The sequence below is a fragment of the Nannocystis sp. RBIL2 genome (assembly GCF_026626745.1).
Lineage (GTDB): Bacteria > Myxococcota_A > Polyangia > Nannocystales > Nannocystaceae > Nannocystis.
This window is the reverse complement of sequence record NZ_JAPNJW010000002.1, coordinates 4934968-4950459: the sequence shown is the minus strand read 5'-3', so window position 1 is coordinate 4950459 and position 15492 is coordinate 4934968. Positions and strand designations below refer to the sequence as shown.

Annotated in this window: 11 protein-coding genes and 1 pseudogene; 7 read left to right on the top strand and 5 right to left on the bottom strand. The window is 70.4% G+C overall.

What is annotated here, in order from left to right; translation table 11 throughout:
- The first annotated feature begins 11 nt into the window (after nucleotides 1-11).
- Entirely contained in the window at nucleotides 12-578 is a 567-nt protein-coding gene (locus OV090_RS44515; protein WP_267711034.1) for a 2OG-Fe(II) oxygenase, read from the top strand.
- Between the two features lie 84 nt (nucleotides 579-662).
- Here OV090_RS44515 and OV090_RS44510 read toward each other — a convergent pair whose 3' ends face one another.
- Nucleotides 663-2096 (bottom strand): hypothetical protein, encoded by a 1434-nt coding sequence (locus OV090_RS44510; protein WP_267711033.1) that lies wholly within the window; start codon nucleotides 2094-2096, stop codon nucleotides 663-665.
- Between OV090_RS44510 and OV090_RS44505 the strand changes: the two genes are divergently transcribed.
- Nucleotides 2055-4094: an FUSC family protein gene (locus OV090_RS44505; protein ID WP_267711032.1), complete on the top strand. Its 2040-nt coding sequence runs from the start codon at nucleotides 2055-2057 to the stop codon at nucleotides 4092-4094. The two genes, OV090_RS44510 and OV090_RS44505, sit on opposite strands and share 42 nt — an antisense overlap.
- 80 nt (nucleotides 4095-4174) lie before the next feature.
- Here OV090_RS44505 and OV090_RS44500 read toward each other — a convergent pair whose 3' ends face one another.
- Genes OV090_RS44500 through OV090_RS44490 form a run of 3 tightly spaced genes read right to left on the bottom strand, consistent with a single transcriptional unit; the run spans nucleotide 4175 to nucleotide 6827 of the window.
- Nucleotides 4175-5710 carry an FAD-dependent oxidoreductase gene (locus OV090_RS44500; RefSeq protein WP_267711031.1) on the bottom strand — a complete coding sequence of 512 codons (1536 nt, stop codon included), beginning with the start codon at nucleotides 5708-5710 and terminating at the stop codon, nucleotides 4175-4177.
- A 52-nt stretch (nucleotides 5711-5762) separates the two neighbouring features.
- Entirely contained in the window at nucleotides 5763-6233 is a 471-nt protein-coding gene (locus OV090_RS44495; protein WP_267711030.1) for a hemerythrin domain-containing protein, read from the bottom strand.
- Between the two features lie 21 nt (nucleotides 6234-6254).
- A complete protein-coding gene (locus tag OV090_RS44490; protein WP_267711029.1) occupies nucleotides 6255-6827 on the bottom strand; it encodes a superoxide dismutase family protein in 573 nt (190 codons plus the stop codon).
- Nucleotides 6828-7475: 648 nt separating this feature from the next.
- Between OV090_RS44490 and OV090_RS44485 the strand changes: the two genes are divergently transcribed.
- The 4 genes from OV090_RS44485 to OV090_RS44470 all read left to right on the top strand — a co-directional run bounded on the left by OV090_RS44485 (nucleotide 7476) and on the right by OV090_RS44470 (nucleotide 11407).
- Entirely contained in the window at nucleotides 7476-8054 is a 579-nt protein-coding gene (locus tag OV090_RS44485; protein WP_267711028.1) for a TetR family transcriptional regulator, read from the top strand.
- A 324-nt stretch (nucleotides 8055-8378) separates the two neighbouring features.
- Nucleotides 8379-9962 carry a hypothetical protein gene (locus tag OV090_RS44480; RefSeq protein ID WP_267711027.1) on the top strand — a complete coding sequence of 528 codons (1584 nt, stop codon included), beginning with the start codon at nucleotides 8379-8381 and terminating at the stop codon, nucleotides 9960-9962.
- Between the two features lie 315 nt (nucleotides 9963-10277).
- Nucleotides 10278-10745 (top strand): PAS domain-containing protein, encoded by a 468-nt coding sequence (locus OV090_RS44475; RefSeq protein ID WP_267711026.1) that lies wholly within the window; start codon nucleotides 10278-10280, stop codon nucleotides 10743-10745.
- A complete protein-coding gene (locus tag OV090_RS44470) occupies nucleotides 10712-11407 on the top strand; it encodes an STAS domain-containing protein (protein ID WP_267711025.1) in 696 nt (231 codons plus the stop codon). Before OV090_RS44475 ends, OV090_RS44470 begins: the two co-directional genes overlap by 34 nt.
- On the opposite strand, the pseudogene OV090_RS44465 reads toward OV090_RS44470, so the two are convergent.
- Nucleotides 11404-13082 (bottom strand): annotated as a pseudogene (locus OV090_RS44465) (DUF3556 domain-containing protein). The gene OV090_RS44470 and the pseudogene OV090_RS44465 overlap by 4 nt on opposite strands.
- 383 nt (nucleotides 13083-13465) lie before the next feature.
- Here OV090_RS44465 and OV090_RS44460 point away from each other — a divergent pair.
- Nucleotides 13466-15487, top strand: coding sequence for a hypothetical protein (locus OV090_RS44460; RefSeq protein ID WP_267711024.1), 2022 nt, complete (start codon nucleotides 13466-13468; stop codon nucleotides 15485-15487).
- Nucleotides 15488-15492 lie beyond the last annotated feature (5 nt).

Genomic DNA, 15492 nt, shown 5'->3' with positions numbered 1-15492 from the left:
GATCGCGGCCGATGTACGCCGGCTTCCTCGACCTGACCTGCCCGCTCCACTGGACCGTCGATGGGGCGCTGTCGGCGGAGGAATGCGCGGCGTACGTGGCGAAGATGCGCGAGGGCCAGGCCGAGGTGGCGCCGATCGTCGGGCCCGGCGGAGGGCCGGTGGTCGAGCCGGAGACGCGCAACAACACGCGGGTGATGTGGGACGACGCCGACGAGGCGAACGCGCTGCTCGAGCGGGTGCGGGCGCAGGTGCCGGCGAGGCTGTCGGGGCAGGTGCTGGCCGGCGCCAACCCGCGTCTGCGGCTGTACCGCTACGGCCCGGGCGAGCGCCACGGGGCCCACTGGGACACGATCGTCGAGCTGGCCGACGGGGTGCGCAGCCTGCTGACTCTGGTGTTTTATCTCAACGAGGGCTTCGAGGGCGGGGCGACCGACTTCGTCGAATTGGGGGCCTCTGTGACGCCCCAGCTCGGCCGGGCGCTGCTGTTCCAGCACCGCGTGCTGCACCAGGCCTGCGAGGTGACGCGCGGCGAGAAGTTCGTGCTCCGCACCGACGTGCTCTACCGGCCGGCGGACTGAGAAATTTTTAAAAGGGGTGTCCCGAAGGGCATGTCTTGAAGGACATGTTCGTTCGGTGGGTCGAGCGCCGCGGTGCAGCGCAAGTCACTCGGAACAATTGCGAGGCAGCGCACGAAGGCGCAATTCATAGCCGCAAACGATCATGACCTTGGGCCTTTGTGCTTCGCAGGGGCCGACGCAAGAGAACGTCCCCGTGCGCGTCACGACGCCCAGCGTTTGCCCCGAGTCCTCGTGCACCAGCAGCGTGCCGGCCGCGAGCTCGATGGGGTGCTTCCCCACGATCTCGGCGCCACCGCCACCGCCCTTGGGCTGTCGCTGCTCGGTCCACCGCGGACGAGGGTCGAACTGGACGCCGTCGACCCATCCCACGACCGTGGCGCCTGAGCGGTGGGCTCGCACGAGTACGGCGTCGCCGCGACGCTCGAGCTGCGTGACCGCGAGCGGCTCGCGCAGCGACAAGCGGGCGAGCTCCGCCCCGCGCGGCGCGTCGCGAACGACCACGGTCGCACCGGTGAGAGAGCCGTCGAACGCGATCGTCTCGGGCCGCTGCTCCGCGGGCTTGTAGACGACGTCGACCACCGTCGAGGCGATATAGCCCTCGGCGCGCACGAGCTCCTGATCGTCGTAGACAGCCGCCGTCGCCGCGCCGTCCCCGACGGGAGCAAGGAGGAGCGCGCTGCCGGCGGGTATGCGCACTCCGGGGAGTCGTTCGTGCGACTGGCGCGGGAGCTCGGGGCGCGCGACCAGGAGCGTCTCCGAGCGGTTCGTCGGTCGTAGGTCCTTGGCGTCCATCCAGAACCCCACACGGTATGTCTCTCGATCGCAGGCGAATTGGACCCGGCGTTGCCCGCCGGATTCGGTGCCCGGATTCAGAACCCACGGCTCCCCCCACCAGAAATCGTCGAGGACGCCGACATCCGCCGGCGGCAGCGGAGGTCCAGACTCGCCGGAGTACAAGCGAGACGACGGGTAATGGCTCACCTCGGCCGCGAGACCCGAATCGTGGAAGGCGACCGAGGGATCGGCGAGCGCGGGAGGATTCGCCGGCAACAGATGGGCCGGGCGCGAACAGGCCGGGAGGTCCCCCGCAGGTAATTCGTGCGTCGAGGACGCGGTGGGCGAATGGCCGGGACTCCTGGCGTTGCCGCTGCAGGCACACAGCAGGGCGACAGCCATTCGGGCGCCGGTCTCGAGGCGGTGACGGCTTCGGTCGCTCGCGAGTGCGGCCGCCTTGCGCGATACGAGGTGGAGAAGCGGGCGAGCGATGAGACATCTTATCAGCTCTCCCCACGTGCGTCGCACCGAGTTCGTGGACGGCGCTTGCCGAGCAATGAACTGTCTGAATGCGCCTGCCGTGGTCGCGGTCTGCGCCCCGACGGGCGCCCGCGAGGCGGCCGCGGCCGCGACCGCGCGCGGCGACCGGCGTCCCGGAACCGAGTTGCGCGGCGCTCGCTTCGGGCCATAGATCGGCCGGCCATGGCGCAGGCGAACAGCGGGCGCGGGTTCGATGCGGCCCACCTCGCGGACGTCGTGGTCATCGCCGACGCCGAGCTCGTGCGCTTGCGGCAGGCCGCGCGCGTGACCCTCACTGCGATCGCCGCGGCCGCGCTGCTGCACAAGCTCGCGGAGGCGCTCGGCGAGCCGACCAGCGTCGCGCTCGTCGGCATCAACGTGGCGATGATGGGGGTGGCGACCGTCAACGACCCGACGACGCGGGCCCAGCGGATCACCACTGCCCTGGTGGCGCCGGTGGCCTGCGCGGCGCTGCTGCTCGGCACGCTGGTCCACGGCATTCCGTGGCTGCGCGACGGGCTGTTTTTGGCCAACGCGTTCGTCGCGGTGCTGGTGCGCCGGTTCGGTCCGCGCGGACTGGCGCTCGGGATGATCGGCTTCCTCGGCTACTTCTTCGCCCTGTACTTCCGCGCCGACCTGACCCGTCTGCCGCTGATGCTGACGAGCGTGTGCATCGCCACCGCGCTGGCCTATGCGGCCCGCTTCTGGGTCGTGCGCGAGCGGCCGGAGACGCGGCTGCGGCTGCGCCTGGCGGCGCTGCGGCGGACTGTAGCGGTGGCGCTGCACCAGCTGGCGGCGCTGGTGGCCGAGGGGCGCGAGACGCCGCGGCGGGTGCTGGCGCTGCGGCGCACCCTGGGGGCGATCAACGAGTCGGCGCTGGCGATCGACGAGCAGATCGATCGCGTCGATCCGGCGAGCGCGAGGTCGGCGGCGCTGCGCGAGCAGGTGTTCGCGCTCGAGCTGGCGCTGCAGGAGGTCGCGGCGGCGGCGGTGCCGACGATCGCGCTCGCCCCGCCCGCGCGGCAGGCGATCGCGGCGGCGCTGCTGGCCGCTCGCAGCGCGGTGCGCTCCGGCGACGAGGCGGCGGCCGCGGAGGCGATCGCGGCGCTGACGAAGGCGACCCGCAGCGCCTGCATGCTCGAGCGAGCGCTGCGCTCGCTCCTGGCCGCGCTCAAGCTCGACGCGCAACTGCCGACGACCCGCGGCGAGGCGCGCGAGCCGGAGCCGGCCGCTGGCCGCAATACGCCGACGTGGACGTGGTCGCTGCGCCTGGCCGCCCAGGCGACGCTGGCGACCGGCCTGGCGCTGGCGGCTGGGCACGCGGTCGCCAGCTCGCGCGCCTACTGGGCGGTGATGGCGGCGTTCATGGTGTTCAACCGCGCCAACACGCGCGGGGCGATGCTGGCGCGCGCGTGGCAGCGAATGACGGGCACCCTGGTCGGCGTGATCGTCGGCCTGCTGGTGGCCCACGCGATCCAGGGCCTGGTGCCGCTCGAATTGGTGGTGCTGTTCACGTGCATGTTCATCGCCTATTACACCCTGCAATTCGCCTACGCGTGGATGGTGGCGGCGTTCACGACGCTGATCGCGGTGCTCTACAATTTGCTGGGGATGTTCTCCGACGAGCTGCTGTACCTGCGCGTGCTCGAGACCCTGGTCGGCGTATTGGTCGGCGCGGGGGTGGCGATGCTGGTGTTCCCGGTGTCGACGCGCGGGACGATCCGCGCCCACATGGTCGACGCGCTGCGCCTGCTCGCCGACGACCTCGCGGTCACGTACACGCTGCCGGGGCCCGAGCGCGCCGACCGTCGCGCGACCGCGCGGGCGCTCGACCGCAAGCTGCGTGACGTGCGGAGCGAGGTCCAGGGCGCCGCCGGCGGGGTGCCGCTGCCCTCCACCCGCGAGACGCGGCGCCTGTTCTTCGCGTTCGCGGCGGTGTGCTTCCACGCGCGCCCGCTGCTGATGTTCGACCCACGCGCGCTCGACGAGGCCGCGGTGCAGCGCGCTCACGCGGTCGCGCTTCGTCTGGCCGACCGCGCGCGCGAGCTCGCCGAGTCACTCGCCGCCCGCAAACCGCCGTGCGCGCCGCGGGTGGTCGAACGCGCCGATTCGTCGGACCCGGCCCTGCGCGGCCTGGCCCGCCTCGACCGCGCGCTGTCGACGTTCGCCCGCGTGGCCCGCGAGACGCGAGCGCCGCGGGCCGGCGACGTGCGACCGAATTGAGGCAGGGCCGCGCTTCCTGGGAATGGCCGGCGCGAGCCGGAGCAATGTCGACATCAGCGGGTCCGCGGTGGGACCCCGAATCAACGCAGCGTCCGCGGGTCGAGCACGCGAAGGCCGGAGCGGGCGGGGCCGGCGATCACCTCGCCGAGGCGATCGAAGCGCGAGCCGTGGCACGGGCAGTCCCACGTCTTTTCCAGGTGGTTCCACGTGACCGAGCCGAGGAGGTGCGGGCAGGCGGCGGAGCAGGCGTGGATCTCGCCGCTCTCCTCGCGGTAGACGGCGACGCGGTGCAGGCCCGAGCGGAGGATCGCGCCGCTGCCGGGCGCGACCTCGTCGATCGAGCCGACCTCGCCGGGCCGCAGCCAATCGGCGTACTGCGCGGCGACGTTGGCGTTCTCGCGCAGGAACTCGCCGCCGGCCTTCAGCGGTTTGCGCCGCGGGTCGTAGAGCTGCGACCACTCGCTCTCGCCGTCGCAGATCTGCGAGCTCAGCATCATCGCCGCGATCGTGCTGTGAGTCATGCCCATGCCCGAATCGCCGGTAGCGATGTAGACATTCGCGGCGCCCTCGGGGTCGGGGCCGATGTGCGCCAGGCCGTCGAGCGTCTCGAACACCTGGCCGGACCACTGGTACAGCCGCTCCTGCGCCGCGGGCACGCGCTCGCGCGTCCACGCCTCGAGGGCGGCGAAGCGGCGCTCGCCGTCGTCGGCCTGGCCAGTCTTGTGATCCTCGCCGCCGACGATCAGGACGTCACCCTCGGCCTCGCTGCCCGGCTGGAGGCGGACGTAATGATAGGGGTCGATGGTGTCCCAGTAGAGCCCGGGCGGCACGACGCCGGCGGGGACCCGCAGGCCGATCGCGTAGGTGGTGTAGGAGGCCTGCTTGCTGTGGATGGCGAAGCGGTCGCAGATCGGCGAGCAGGTGGCGATGATGGCGGCCTTGCTGCGCACGCGGCGGCCCTCCTCGGTGGTGATGACGACCTCCTCGCCGCCCTCGACGTTCTCGACCCGGGTGTCGCCGAAGATCGCGGCGCCGCTGCGCTTCAGCGCCGCGCACAGGCCGGCCAGGTACTTCAGCGGGTGGAACTGGGCCTGGTCGGGGAAGCGCAGGCAGGGCCGGCGGAACACCGGGTCCTCGTCCATCGCCTGCACCCCGTGCCAGCCGAACGCGTGGACCGTCTCGAGCTCCTGGCGGAGGATGTCCGGGTCCTGCTCGGGGGCCAGCCACAGGTAGCCGTCGCGGCGCTCGAAGTCGCAGGCGATGTCCTCGTCGCGGGCGATCGCCTCGATGCAATCGATGGCCGTCGCGTGGCTCTCCCACGCCTTGCGCGCGGCGTCGAGGCCGCGCACGCGGGCGAGCTCGCTGAAGCGGTCGTCGATCGCGCTGGACAGGTGCGCGGTGGTCCGGCCGGTGTTGCCGCGGCCCGGCTGCTGGCTGTCGAGCACGACGACGCGCCGGCCGGCGCGGACCAGCCGCAGCGCCGCAGTCAAGCCGACGAGCCCCGCGCCGACGATGCACACGTCGGTCTCGATGTCCTGAGTCAGCGGGGCGAAGCTCGGCACGTCGCAGGTGGCCTGCCACAGCGAGCTCGTACCTTCTACGGGGTGTTCAGCCATGCCGACAATGTTGACGATGGCGCGCGAAGGTCAAGCGCGATCCGCCGCACCGTCACGCCGCGCCGCGCTGCTCGCCGAGGATGTACTCCCATACGCGGTCGCGCTCGGTCTCGAAGGCGGCGGCGAGCCGCTGCGCCTCTTGCGGGTCGAGCACGCGCTTCGCCAGCGGGAACAGCTCGCCCTCCTCTTCGTCGACGTGGCGCCCGACCATGTCGGCCAGCACGCGCGCCCGCGCGGCCCAATTGTCGTCGCGCGGCGACATTGCCAGCAGCTCGTCGAGCAGCGCCTCGACCTGCCGGTGCTCCGCCAAGCCGACGCGCACCTTCTCGGCGGTCCGCTCGTCGTCCTGCAGGCGCAGGTAGAACACGGCCTCCTCGGCGCGCGAGTGCGGCACCAGCTTGAGGCGCACCCGCGTCAGCAGCCCGGCGGCGAGCTTGCCCTTCGCCGCCAGCAGCTCGTGGAACAGCTCGTCGAGCTCCTCGTGCTCACGGGCCAGGAGCTCGTAGATCTCGGGCCGATGCATGGCGCGGTCCTCCGCAAACAATCACTTCGGCGCGGTGATCGGCTGGGTGTCGCCGCCGCGCAGGCGAATGACGCCGCAGGCGATCCGCGCGCCCGAGTTGCCGGCCGGCTGCGAGGTGTAATCGTCGGGCGCGGCATGGACCACGACCGAGCGGCCGAGGATCCCCCGCGGCCCGTTGTCGAGGGTGAAGCCCTCGAGCTTCATGTCGAGCGTGGTCTGCTTGCCGCTGCCGCCGCCGGCCAGGTTGCCGAGGTCGCCGGCGTGGTGGCGGGGGGCCTTCGGCGCGCCGTGATCGGTGGCGTCGGGGTTGAAGTGTTCGCCGGCCGACTTGCCGTCAGGGGCCGAACAGTCGCCGAACTCGTGGATGTGGAAGCCGTGGTCGCCGGTCTGGAGGCCGTTGATCCGCGCTTCGACGTGGACTTCGCCGTTCTTCTTGGTGAAGGTGACGGTGCCGTCGACGGCGCTGGCGCCCAGTGGAGCGAGCTCGGCGACAGCGACGACCTCGTCGGACTTCGACGAGCCGCAGGCCGTCGGACCGGCGAGGATGAGCGAGACGATGGAGACGATCGAGGCTCTCGCGAAATCGTGAGACATGATTCACCTGAGGCCGGGGCAGGAAGGAATCGTCGGCCGTCGCGGCCGGACGGCCCCGACGGCGGCGGGTGACGCCGGCAACTATGATCACGCGCCCGGTCGCGGCTCGCGGCGCCCCACCGACCCGAGGCACCGAGGCCGCGTTTTTCGCCGCATCCCCGGCAGGAGGCGGAAAGTGGGCCCTCCGCCGCGGACCCGCAATTGCGCCGGCCTCGTCAGGCGTTGCGCAACTCGCGTCGCCGCGGACCCCGCCGGTGGCGAGCGGGCTCATCGTTCAATGCGAGGACCCGGCGCCCTCTTTGCCCATTCGCCGGCGACGGGCTCAGCCATTGTCGAGACTTCATAAACCCGGGTGATTCACCAGTATCGCCGCGATTTCGCCCCTCGCCCTGCCGCTCTGCGATCGCCGCCCTGTCGGCGCGGGGCACCAGGCGCTGCCGGGCGGCGGCGCACCTTGTCGCACCCGAAAGCTTCCCAAAGCGCCGCGCAGAGGGCTTGACGCGAGCCGCGCCATTTTATAACTTGCTTGTCGCCAGCAAGTAAGGCGTGATGGGCTCCGAAGGCTTTGACAACTGCGAGCTTTGACAAGAAAAAAAACGCTCGATGATTTCCGAGGCAAGACGGCGGACCCAGGAGGAGCGAACGGCGATGTCGGAGCAGATGATGACCGAGGCGGCCGTGAGCCTGCTGGTGGAGCGAGGGATCGCCGGCACCACGCTCGCGGGCATCGGTGAGCGCTCCGGTTATTCGCGCGGCCTCGTCACGCACCGCTTCGGCTCCAAGGCGGGGCTTTTGGCCCACGTGCACGACAGCATCGCCGCGGAGTGGCTGCGGCGGGTGCAGGCGGTCGTCGGTCGCGCCACCGGCGTGGCCGCGCTGCAGCGGGTCACCGACGCGCTCTACAAATTCATCGTCGACGAGCCGAAGGGGCTGCGGGCGATGTACTTGCTGCGTTACGCCAGCATCGATCCGAGCGCCGAGTACCGCGCCAACGTCGCCAAGCTGAACAAGGCCCACGTCCGCGCGCTGACGCGGTGGGTCGAGGAGGGCCAGGCGCACGGCGAGATCGCGGCCGAGGTCGACGCCGGGCTCGCGGCCGAGCTGTTCGCCAGCGTCGTCGACGGCCTCCTCTATCGCTGGCTGGTCAACCCCGACATCCCCGTCAAGGAGCTGCACGGGCTGATGCGGGCGCACATCGCCCGCGCCCTGCGAGCGGCTCAGGCCTGAGGTTCACGCGTGCGCCGGGTCCGTCATCATCGCATCCGAATCGTCGCTCGCCCGGGGGCGACGCTCGGGGTGCAAACCCCCCACTGAGCATTCCGGTCCAGGCCGGAATGGCGCCACATTGACAATGTTCAGCCTCCCGATGCATCCGCTGCAATCGCGCCAGAGCGCTCCGCGCCGGCCGCTGCGTGGATTCGCGGGGGGGCGCCAAGAGGTCCAGACCGAGGTCGTCATGAGCGGGGCCGCGAGGTGGGTGTGGCGATTCGCCCGTCGTCGCTCCGAGAGGGGGCGCGACGGTCCAGGAGAAGGAGTGACGCGATGGGATCGATGACGCAGAGAACACGGATTGGAGTGGTTTGCCTGGTCCTGGGCGCCTGCGGCGAGAGTTCGCCGGGCCAGGGGACCGACGGCATCGGCAGCGACAGCACCGGCGGCGGCGGCCCCGGCACCACCACCGAGCCCGGCAGTCCGACCACCAGCGAGGCCAGCGATTCTGGGGTGGACCCGCCGACGACCGGATCGTCGCACGGCGACTCGACCACGGGTGACGACCCGCCGGCGCCGCTCGCCTGCGGCAAGGGCTACCCGATCCCCGGCGTCGAGCAGGTCCAGGGCGACGCGCAGGCCGGTTATCACGCCCTGCTCAACGAGGGGTACGTCTCGTGTGGGATCCCCTTTGCCTTGTTCCCGATCGCCGCGCCGCTCCTCGGCTCCTTCGGCGAGGGCGAGCCGCTCCCGGGCCGCACCGGCAAGAACGCCCAGGTGCCCTACAACTGGACCGTTCACACCTCGAAGAGCAGCGGCGCCGAGATCGTCTCGCTCAACTGCCTCGAGTGCCACGCCGGCCACTTCAACGGCGACCTCGTCATCGGCCTCGGCAAGGCCGACGCCGATTACACCGAGCAGATCGGCGGGTTCTTGGCGGAGATCCCGATCCCCGGCATCCCGATCCCGGGGCTCGAGGAGATGACGCGGATGGCCCAGCGCTACCAGGCGGTCGGCGACTACACGCGCATGCTCGTCGTCGGCACCAACCCGGCCGACTCGCTGGCCGCGGTGCTGTCCACGCGCCACGACGCCAACACGCTCGAGTGGCTCGACGAGCCGAACACCGTGGTGCCCGAGGTCATCTTGCCGGTCGACACGCCGCCGTGGTGGCACACGAAGAAGAAGCACGGCCTGTTCTGGAACGGCATGTCGCGCGGCGACCACCGGGCGACCATGATCTACGCCAGCGCCCTGTGCACCGATTCGGTCGAGGAGGCGGAGGGCATCTTCTCGTACTTCAACAACATCCGCGCCTTCATCGAGTCGGTCGAGGCGCCGAAGTACCCGTTCGTGATCGACGCCGAGCTGGCCGACCAGGGCCGGGAGATCTTCACGCGCGACTGTTCGTGCTGCCACGGCACGTATTCCGACGACCCGGCGCTCGAGACCTACCCGAACATGCTGCTGCCGCTCGACACGATCGGCACCGACCCGCTGCTGGCCTTCGAGGCCGACGCGCGCCCGTTCGCCGACTGGTTCAATTCTTCGTGGTACGGCGACGTCGGCCAGCTCACCACCGGCGACCCGTTCGTCGGCTACGTCGCCCCGCCGCTCGACGGCATCTGGTCCAGCGCGCCGTACTTCCACAACGCCTCGGTGCCGACCATCGACCTGGTGCTGAACAGCAAGGCGCGGCCGATGTGGTGGCGCCGCGTCGACTACGACAGCACCAACTACGACGAGGAGGCCGTCGGCTGGCCGTGGGTCGAGCTGCCGTACGGCCAGGACGGCGCCCCCGACGACGAGCGCAAGCACGTCTACGACACGACGATCACCGGCCACTGGAACACCGGCCACCCGTTCGGCGATCACCTCGACGACCAGGAGCGCCGCGCGGTGCTCGAGTACCTCAAGACGCTGTGAGCTGAAGCCTCGCGCGCGCCGCTGTCAGGCGCGCGCGAGCGCCGGCGGCATCACCGGGCGGACCGCGGCGGCGGCCTCAGCCTGCCGCCCGCGCGCCGGTCATCACGTCGAGCCGGCCGCGAACAGCGTTCGGCCGCGCTCGATCGGCCGGGAGGCCTGCGCTCGCGGGTCGGGCGGGCGGAGGGTGCATCGCACCCGCGCCGACGCGCGGCGGGCGAGCGCCGCGATAGAACAGATTTCAGGCGCGCGCCGACGCGCCGGCGCGTCGGCGAAGAAGCGGAGGACGGGCGGCAGAACGTCGGATAAACAGTGTCTGTGAGTGAATCTCGCGTCCTGCAAGATGCCCCGTTGATCGTGTTCGAGCTCGACGCCGGCTGCACCGTGGTCGCCTGGAACCGGCATGCCGAGCTGTTCTTCGGGACAGATTCGGCCGCGGCAGTGGGCCGCGACCTCGACGAGGTGGTGCCGCTGACGCGCGGCTCGTGGCGCGCGCTGGTCGACGACGCCGGCCCGAAGCCGAAGGTGTGGGAGGTCCGCCAGGGCGAGGCGACGCGCGCGCTCGAGGCGTGGGTCCAGGTCGTCCCGGGGGCTGCCGACCGGCCCGCGCGCACGATCGTCTACGGCCACGACGTCACCGCCCGCGTGGAGGCCGAGGCTCGCGCCGCGCTCGAGGGGACGATGCTGACTGCGATCAAGGAGAACCTCGAGGTCTCGCTGTGGGCGACCGACGAGCGCGGGACCTTCCTGTCATGGACGGCAAGTCGATGCGCTCGATCGGCATGAGGAGCGAACACTTCGTCGGCCAGAACATCTTCGAGATGTACCGCGCCACCGGCAACAGCGACATCGTCGCCGCCGCGATCGCGGGCGAGCCCCAGTTCACCAAGGCGGTCGAGCTGCACGGGAACTTCTATGACACCTGGTACATCCCGGTGGCCGGGGCCGCGAACGGCGTGCGCCTGGTCGGCGTGACGATCGACGTCAGCGAGGCGACGCGCGCGGAGAACGAGCTGCGCGGCAAGGTCGAGCTGATCGAGCGGCAACAGGAGGTCATCCGCGTGTTGGCCACGCCGATCATCGAGGTGTGGGACGGCGTGTTGACGATGCCGATCGTCGGCCTCATCGACACCGCCCGCACGGCCGAGATCATGGACAGCCTGCTGCAGGCCGTCACCCAGACGCGGGCCCGCTACGCGATCCTCGACCTCACCGGCGTCGAGGTCGTCGACACCGGCACCGCGAGCCACCTGATCAAGATGATCCACGCGATCCGCCTGCTCGGCGCGGAGGGCATCCTCACCGGCATCCACCCGAGCATCGCCCAGACGGTCGTCGCCCTCGGCGTCGACCTGTCCCACGTCGCAGTGTTCGCCAAGCTGCGCGACGCCCTCAAGCACTGCCTGCGCGCCGCGCGAGCCGCGACCCGGCCCGCGAGCGCCGGTTAGGCGCCTTCGCGCTGCGCCGCGCCGCCGGGCAAGTCGAACGACCACGGCTGCAGCTGGCGCAGGTCGGCGATGGCGATCTCGCCGCGACCGAGCTCGCCGGTGGCGGCATCATGAATCCGCCACAGCATGATCTGCCGGTGCAGGGGCTGCGATTCGACCATGATGCAGCGCAGCTCGCCAGGCTCGAAGCCGCACTGCGATTGGACCGACGCGATCAACTGCTCGTCGTGCAGGTGCCCGTCGCCGAAGTTCCAGCCGAGCACCATGCCCGCGACCAGCTCGCCGTCGACCCATTCGTACTTCGCGGGTCGTCGACCGCGCGCGGCAACAAGCGGCACAGCGCCCGGCCGGCCAGGTGCATCAGGCGGAACGCGATCACCTTGCCGACCAGGCCGACCGACACCTTGCGCTCGTAGAACACGTCGAGCTGGTCGTACAACCATTTTGAGGACTTGCGCAGGCGATCGAGCTTTTTGTAGCTGTCGCCGCGGAACAGCCACACTGAGTACGGCCAGTTGCCCGCGTAGTAGCGCATCGACAGCAGGAACGACAGGCGGTGCGGCGCCAGGTTGCCCCACAGCGGCAGCGCCACGGTGAACAGGGCCACGAACGCGGCCAGCACCGGCGTGCCCACCAGGCCCGCGAGGCTCACGTCGGCGTGCGCACCGAACAGGAAGAACCCGCCGTACAGCACGACCACGTTCCACTCGATCGGCACCCCCATCGGCACGGTGCTGAGGATGAAGCCGTGCAGCATCACCATCATCACCAGGCCGACGGTGGTGACCACGCCGCCGTCGCCGAAGATCAGGACGATCGGCACCGACAGCTCGAGCAGCGTGCCGACGTGGGCCATCACCGTCGCCAGGGTCGAGGGCCGCAGGTCGTCGGGGTAGCTGCGGTAGACGAGGCGACGGAGCCACTCGAAGCGGGTGACCGGCGAATTGCTGGTCATCACGCACACCACCGCCGGGAAGTGATGGTTCAGCTTGGACACCCCGGCCCAGAACCACAGCGCCGCCTGCACCGCCTTGGCCCCGGCGAGCCACGGGCTGGCGAACGCGAACACCACGATCATGACCCAGTAGTGCTCGGCGCGCGCGGCCAGGAACACGGTCTTGTCGAGCAGGCCGCACAGCGGCACCAGCACGACCAGCGGCAGCAGCAGCGCCGCGTCGAGCTGCGGGGCCACCAGCGCGCGCACCAGGCTGATCAGCAAGATCGCGTAGAGCGCGACATCGATCGGATTGCGGGTGGCGCCGCCGACCAGCGGCAGGCCGCGCAGCAGCGGCAGCTTGGTGGTGCCGGGGCGCAAGAAGTGGAGGAAGCCGCCGATCGGCGGGAAGTAGCGCCCGGTCAGCGGCCCGCTGCCGCAGCCGAGGCCGAGCACCTCGAACAGCAGGCTCCACACGATCGCCTTCTGGAACGCGACCGGCTCGAGCCACCATTGCCCGATCTGCGCCGGCGCGCCGAGCCCCGGCGTGAACCCGCAGAAGAAGATCCACCCGCCGACGTAGAGCGCGACCTTCAACAGATAGACGAAGTAGACCGCGACCGGGGTCCCGTAGCCCTGCAGGGCCCACGAGCGACACACCATGCGGCTCTTCTCCGGCAGGGGCCTGGTGGCCCACTCGAGGGGGTCGTACGGCGGCGGGATCGGGTCGAGCAAGCCCATCGAGTCCGGCGATCATAGCCGTGCGCGGGGCGATTGGAAGCCGTCGATTCACCGCATTCGCGGCGACGCCAGGCGGCAGGTGTGGCCTCGCGGCCGGGCTCGACAAAGCGGCGAGTAGCGAGCGTTCTCGGCGGGCGAAAGCGCGCTCCTGCGGGCGCTTGACGGTCCAGAACACGATCTGTATACTTGCTAGTCGCCAGCAAGTAAAGTGGGTCGACGACAGAATCCTCAGTGATTTCAAAACCATGGGTGCATGGAAAGAGCTCGCTCTTGCGTCCTGCCTTGCTGGAACCACGGAACCACAGTTCGTCAAACCGCCCGGGCCCGAGGGGGAGCGACTTTCGAGCCAGGGGTGATCCGACGACAGCAGTAGGGAGGGCACGATGAGGACGGGGACATCACGAATGGTCGGCGCGAGCGCGCTGGCGGTCACGACAATGCTGTGTACGGCGGACCTCGCAATGGCGAGTCCGGTGCTCGATGCTGCCGCGATCCGTTCGCCGCTGGCGGCCGGCTGCGCGGGCAAGCCCGACAATACGCCGCTGCCGGTCGACCCGCGCACTCTGGTGGTGCCGGGCATCAACGAGCCGGGGGCGGCGGTGCAGTTCAACGCCTGGTGGGTCGACCTGCACGACCCGCCGGAGCCGTTCGTGACCACGCTGGCGCCCAATCCGCAGACCTGCGGCGAGTTCCGGGCCAGCGTCGAGCGCGGGCGCAAGAACCTGATCGAGCGCGCCTACTTCCAGTCGTTCTCGACGGCCAAGAACTACTACGAGATCTACAAGCAATGGGGCTACCTGTTCCGCCCCGCGGACTTCGACGAGCAGGTGATCAAGCGCTACGGCATGGCCAAGGCGCCGTTCAACAACCCGTACCCGTACCCGTGGGAGAACCCCAACCTCACCAACGGCGGCAGCGGACAGTTGCCGCTCGGCCTCGTGCAGGCCAAGGACGCCAACGGCAAGTGGACCGGCCTCATCTCGTCGTCGTGCTCGGGCTGCCACGACTCGCGGCTCGGCACGCCGGCCGAGCTGCCGTTCGTGTGGGGCCGCTCGAACGACGCCAACGACGCGGGCCTGCTGCAGGCCGACTTCTTCCAGGCCAACAAGCTGCTCAACCTGCTGCTGCTGGCGCCGATCCCGTGGAGCGTCGGCCGCGGCGCCTCCGACGCGATCGGCATCGTCGACCTGCTGCCGGCGCTGTTCGACATGGACTCGATGGCGATGGTGCCGAGCCTGCTGGAGTACTTCCCGACCCACGCCGGCGGCATGTCGCGCGCGCCCAATTGGTGGTACCGCGCGTTCAAGACCCGCCAGTTCTGGGACGGCGCCCTGACCTCCGACAACGTGCGCTCGGAGATGGCCTTCGGCATCGCCAACCTGCTGCGCAGCGCGTCCGAGCGGCGGGCGCTGACCGCCGAGTTCGAGGACATCGACAACTTCTTCATCTCGATGTCGCCGCCGACCTACCCGCACGCGGTCGACGAGGCGCTGGCCGAGTGGGGCGCCGAGCTGTTCCACGAGCGCGACCTGTGGGAAGACGGCGCCAATCCGGACATCCCCGTGCCCGAGGGCAACGGCTCGTGCGCCAGCTGCCACGGCGTGTATTCGCCGCTGTACGCCGACGACCCGGCCTATCTGCCCGACCCGCGGCTCAAGGGCGTGGCCGGCGTGATCACGCCGATCGAGATCATCGACACCGACCCGGCGCGCTTCGAGCTGATGGCCGACGAGCGCAAGCGGCGGGCCTGGAACACCTCGTTCCTGGCCTACAACGACATGAGCCCCGACCACCCCGGCTACTTCGACGACCCGATCACCAGCGCCCTGCGCCGGGTCCCGCGGGCCGCCTACGACAACGGCACCGGCCCGGTCTTCTCGCCGGTCGGCCCCAACGAGTGGATCGAGCCGTTCGGCTACATGGCGCCGCCGCTGTACGGCGCGTGGGGCAACGCGCCGTTCTTCCACAACGGCAGCGTGCCCGACCTGTGGGGCGTGCTCGACCCCGACGCGCGCCCGGCGGTGTGGAAGCGCCAATACACCGCGGCCAACGTCCTCGGCACCAACGCCGGTTACGACCCCAGCTTCGCCGCCTACGACTTCGCCAAGCTCGGCTGGAAGTACACCGAGGTGCAGTGCGCGGACACTCCGGGGAGCAGCACGTTCCTGCCGTGCTCGGAGGAGATGGCGACGATCGACATCCTGTTCGCCAACATCGCCAACTCGGTCGCGCAGCACAACTCGCTAGCCTATCAGTCGCCCCCGCCGATCACGCAGAAGCAGATCCGCTCGCGCATGATCTTCAACAGCCACCTCTACGGCATGGGCAACCACGGCCACGACTTCACGCAGTCGCTGACCGACGACGAGCGCTGGGCGCTGCTCGAGTACATGAAGACGCTGTGAGTGCG

Coding starts and splice junctions, on each gene's coding strand:
- OV090_RS44515 (WP_267711034.1), top strand. CDS start 12: ATGTACGCCGGCTTCCTCGACCTGACCTGCCCGCTCCACTGGACCGTC.
- OV090_RS44505 (WP_267711032.1), top strand. CDS start 2,055: ATGGCGCAGGCGAACAGCGGGCGCGGGTTCGATGCGGCCCACCTCGCG.
- OV090_RS44500 (WP_267711031.1), bottom strand. CDS start 5,710: ATGGCTGAACACCCCGTAGAAGGTACGAGCTCGCTGTGGCAGGCCACC.
- OV090_RS44495 (WP_267711030.1), bottom strand. CDS start 6,233: ATGCATCGGCCCGAGATCTACGAGCTCCTGGCCCGTGAGCACGAGGAG.
- OV090_RS44490 (WP_267711029.1), bottom strand. CDS start 6,827: ATGTCTCACGATTTCGCGAGAGCCTCGATCGTCTCCATCGTCTCGCTC.
- OV090_RS44485 (WP_267711028.1), top strand. CDS start 7,476: ATGTCGGAGCAGATGATGACCGAGGCGGCCGTGAGCCTGCTGGTGGAG.
- OV090_RS44480 (WP_267711027.1), top strand. CDS start 8,379: ATGACGCAGAGAACACGGATTGGAGTGGTTTGCCTGGTCCTGGGCGCC.
- OV090_RS44470 (WP_267711025.1), top strand. CDS start 10,712: ATGGACGGCAAGTCGATGCGCTCGATCGGCATGAGGAGCGAACACTTC.
- OV090_RS44460 (WP_267711024.1), top strand. CDS start 13,466: ATGAGGACGGGGACATCACGAATGGTCGGCGCGAGCGCGCTGGCGGTC.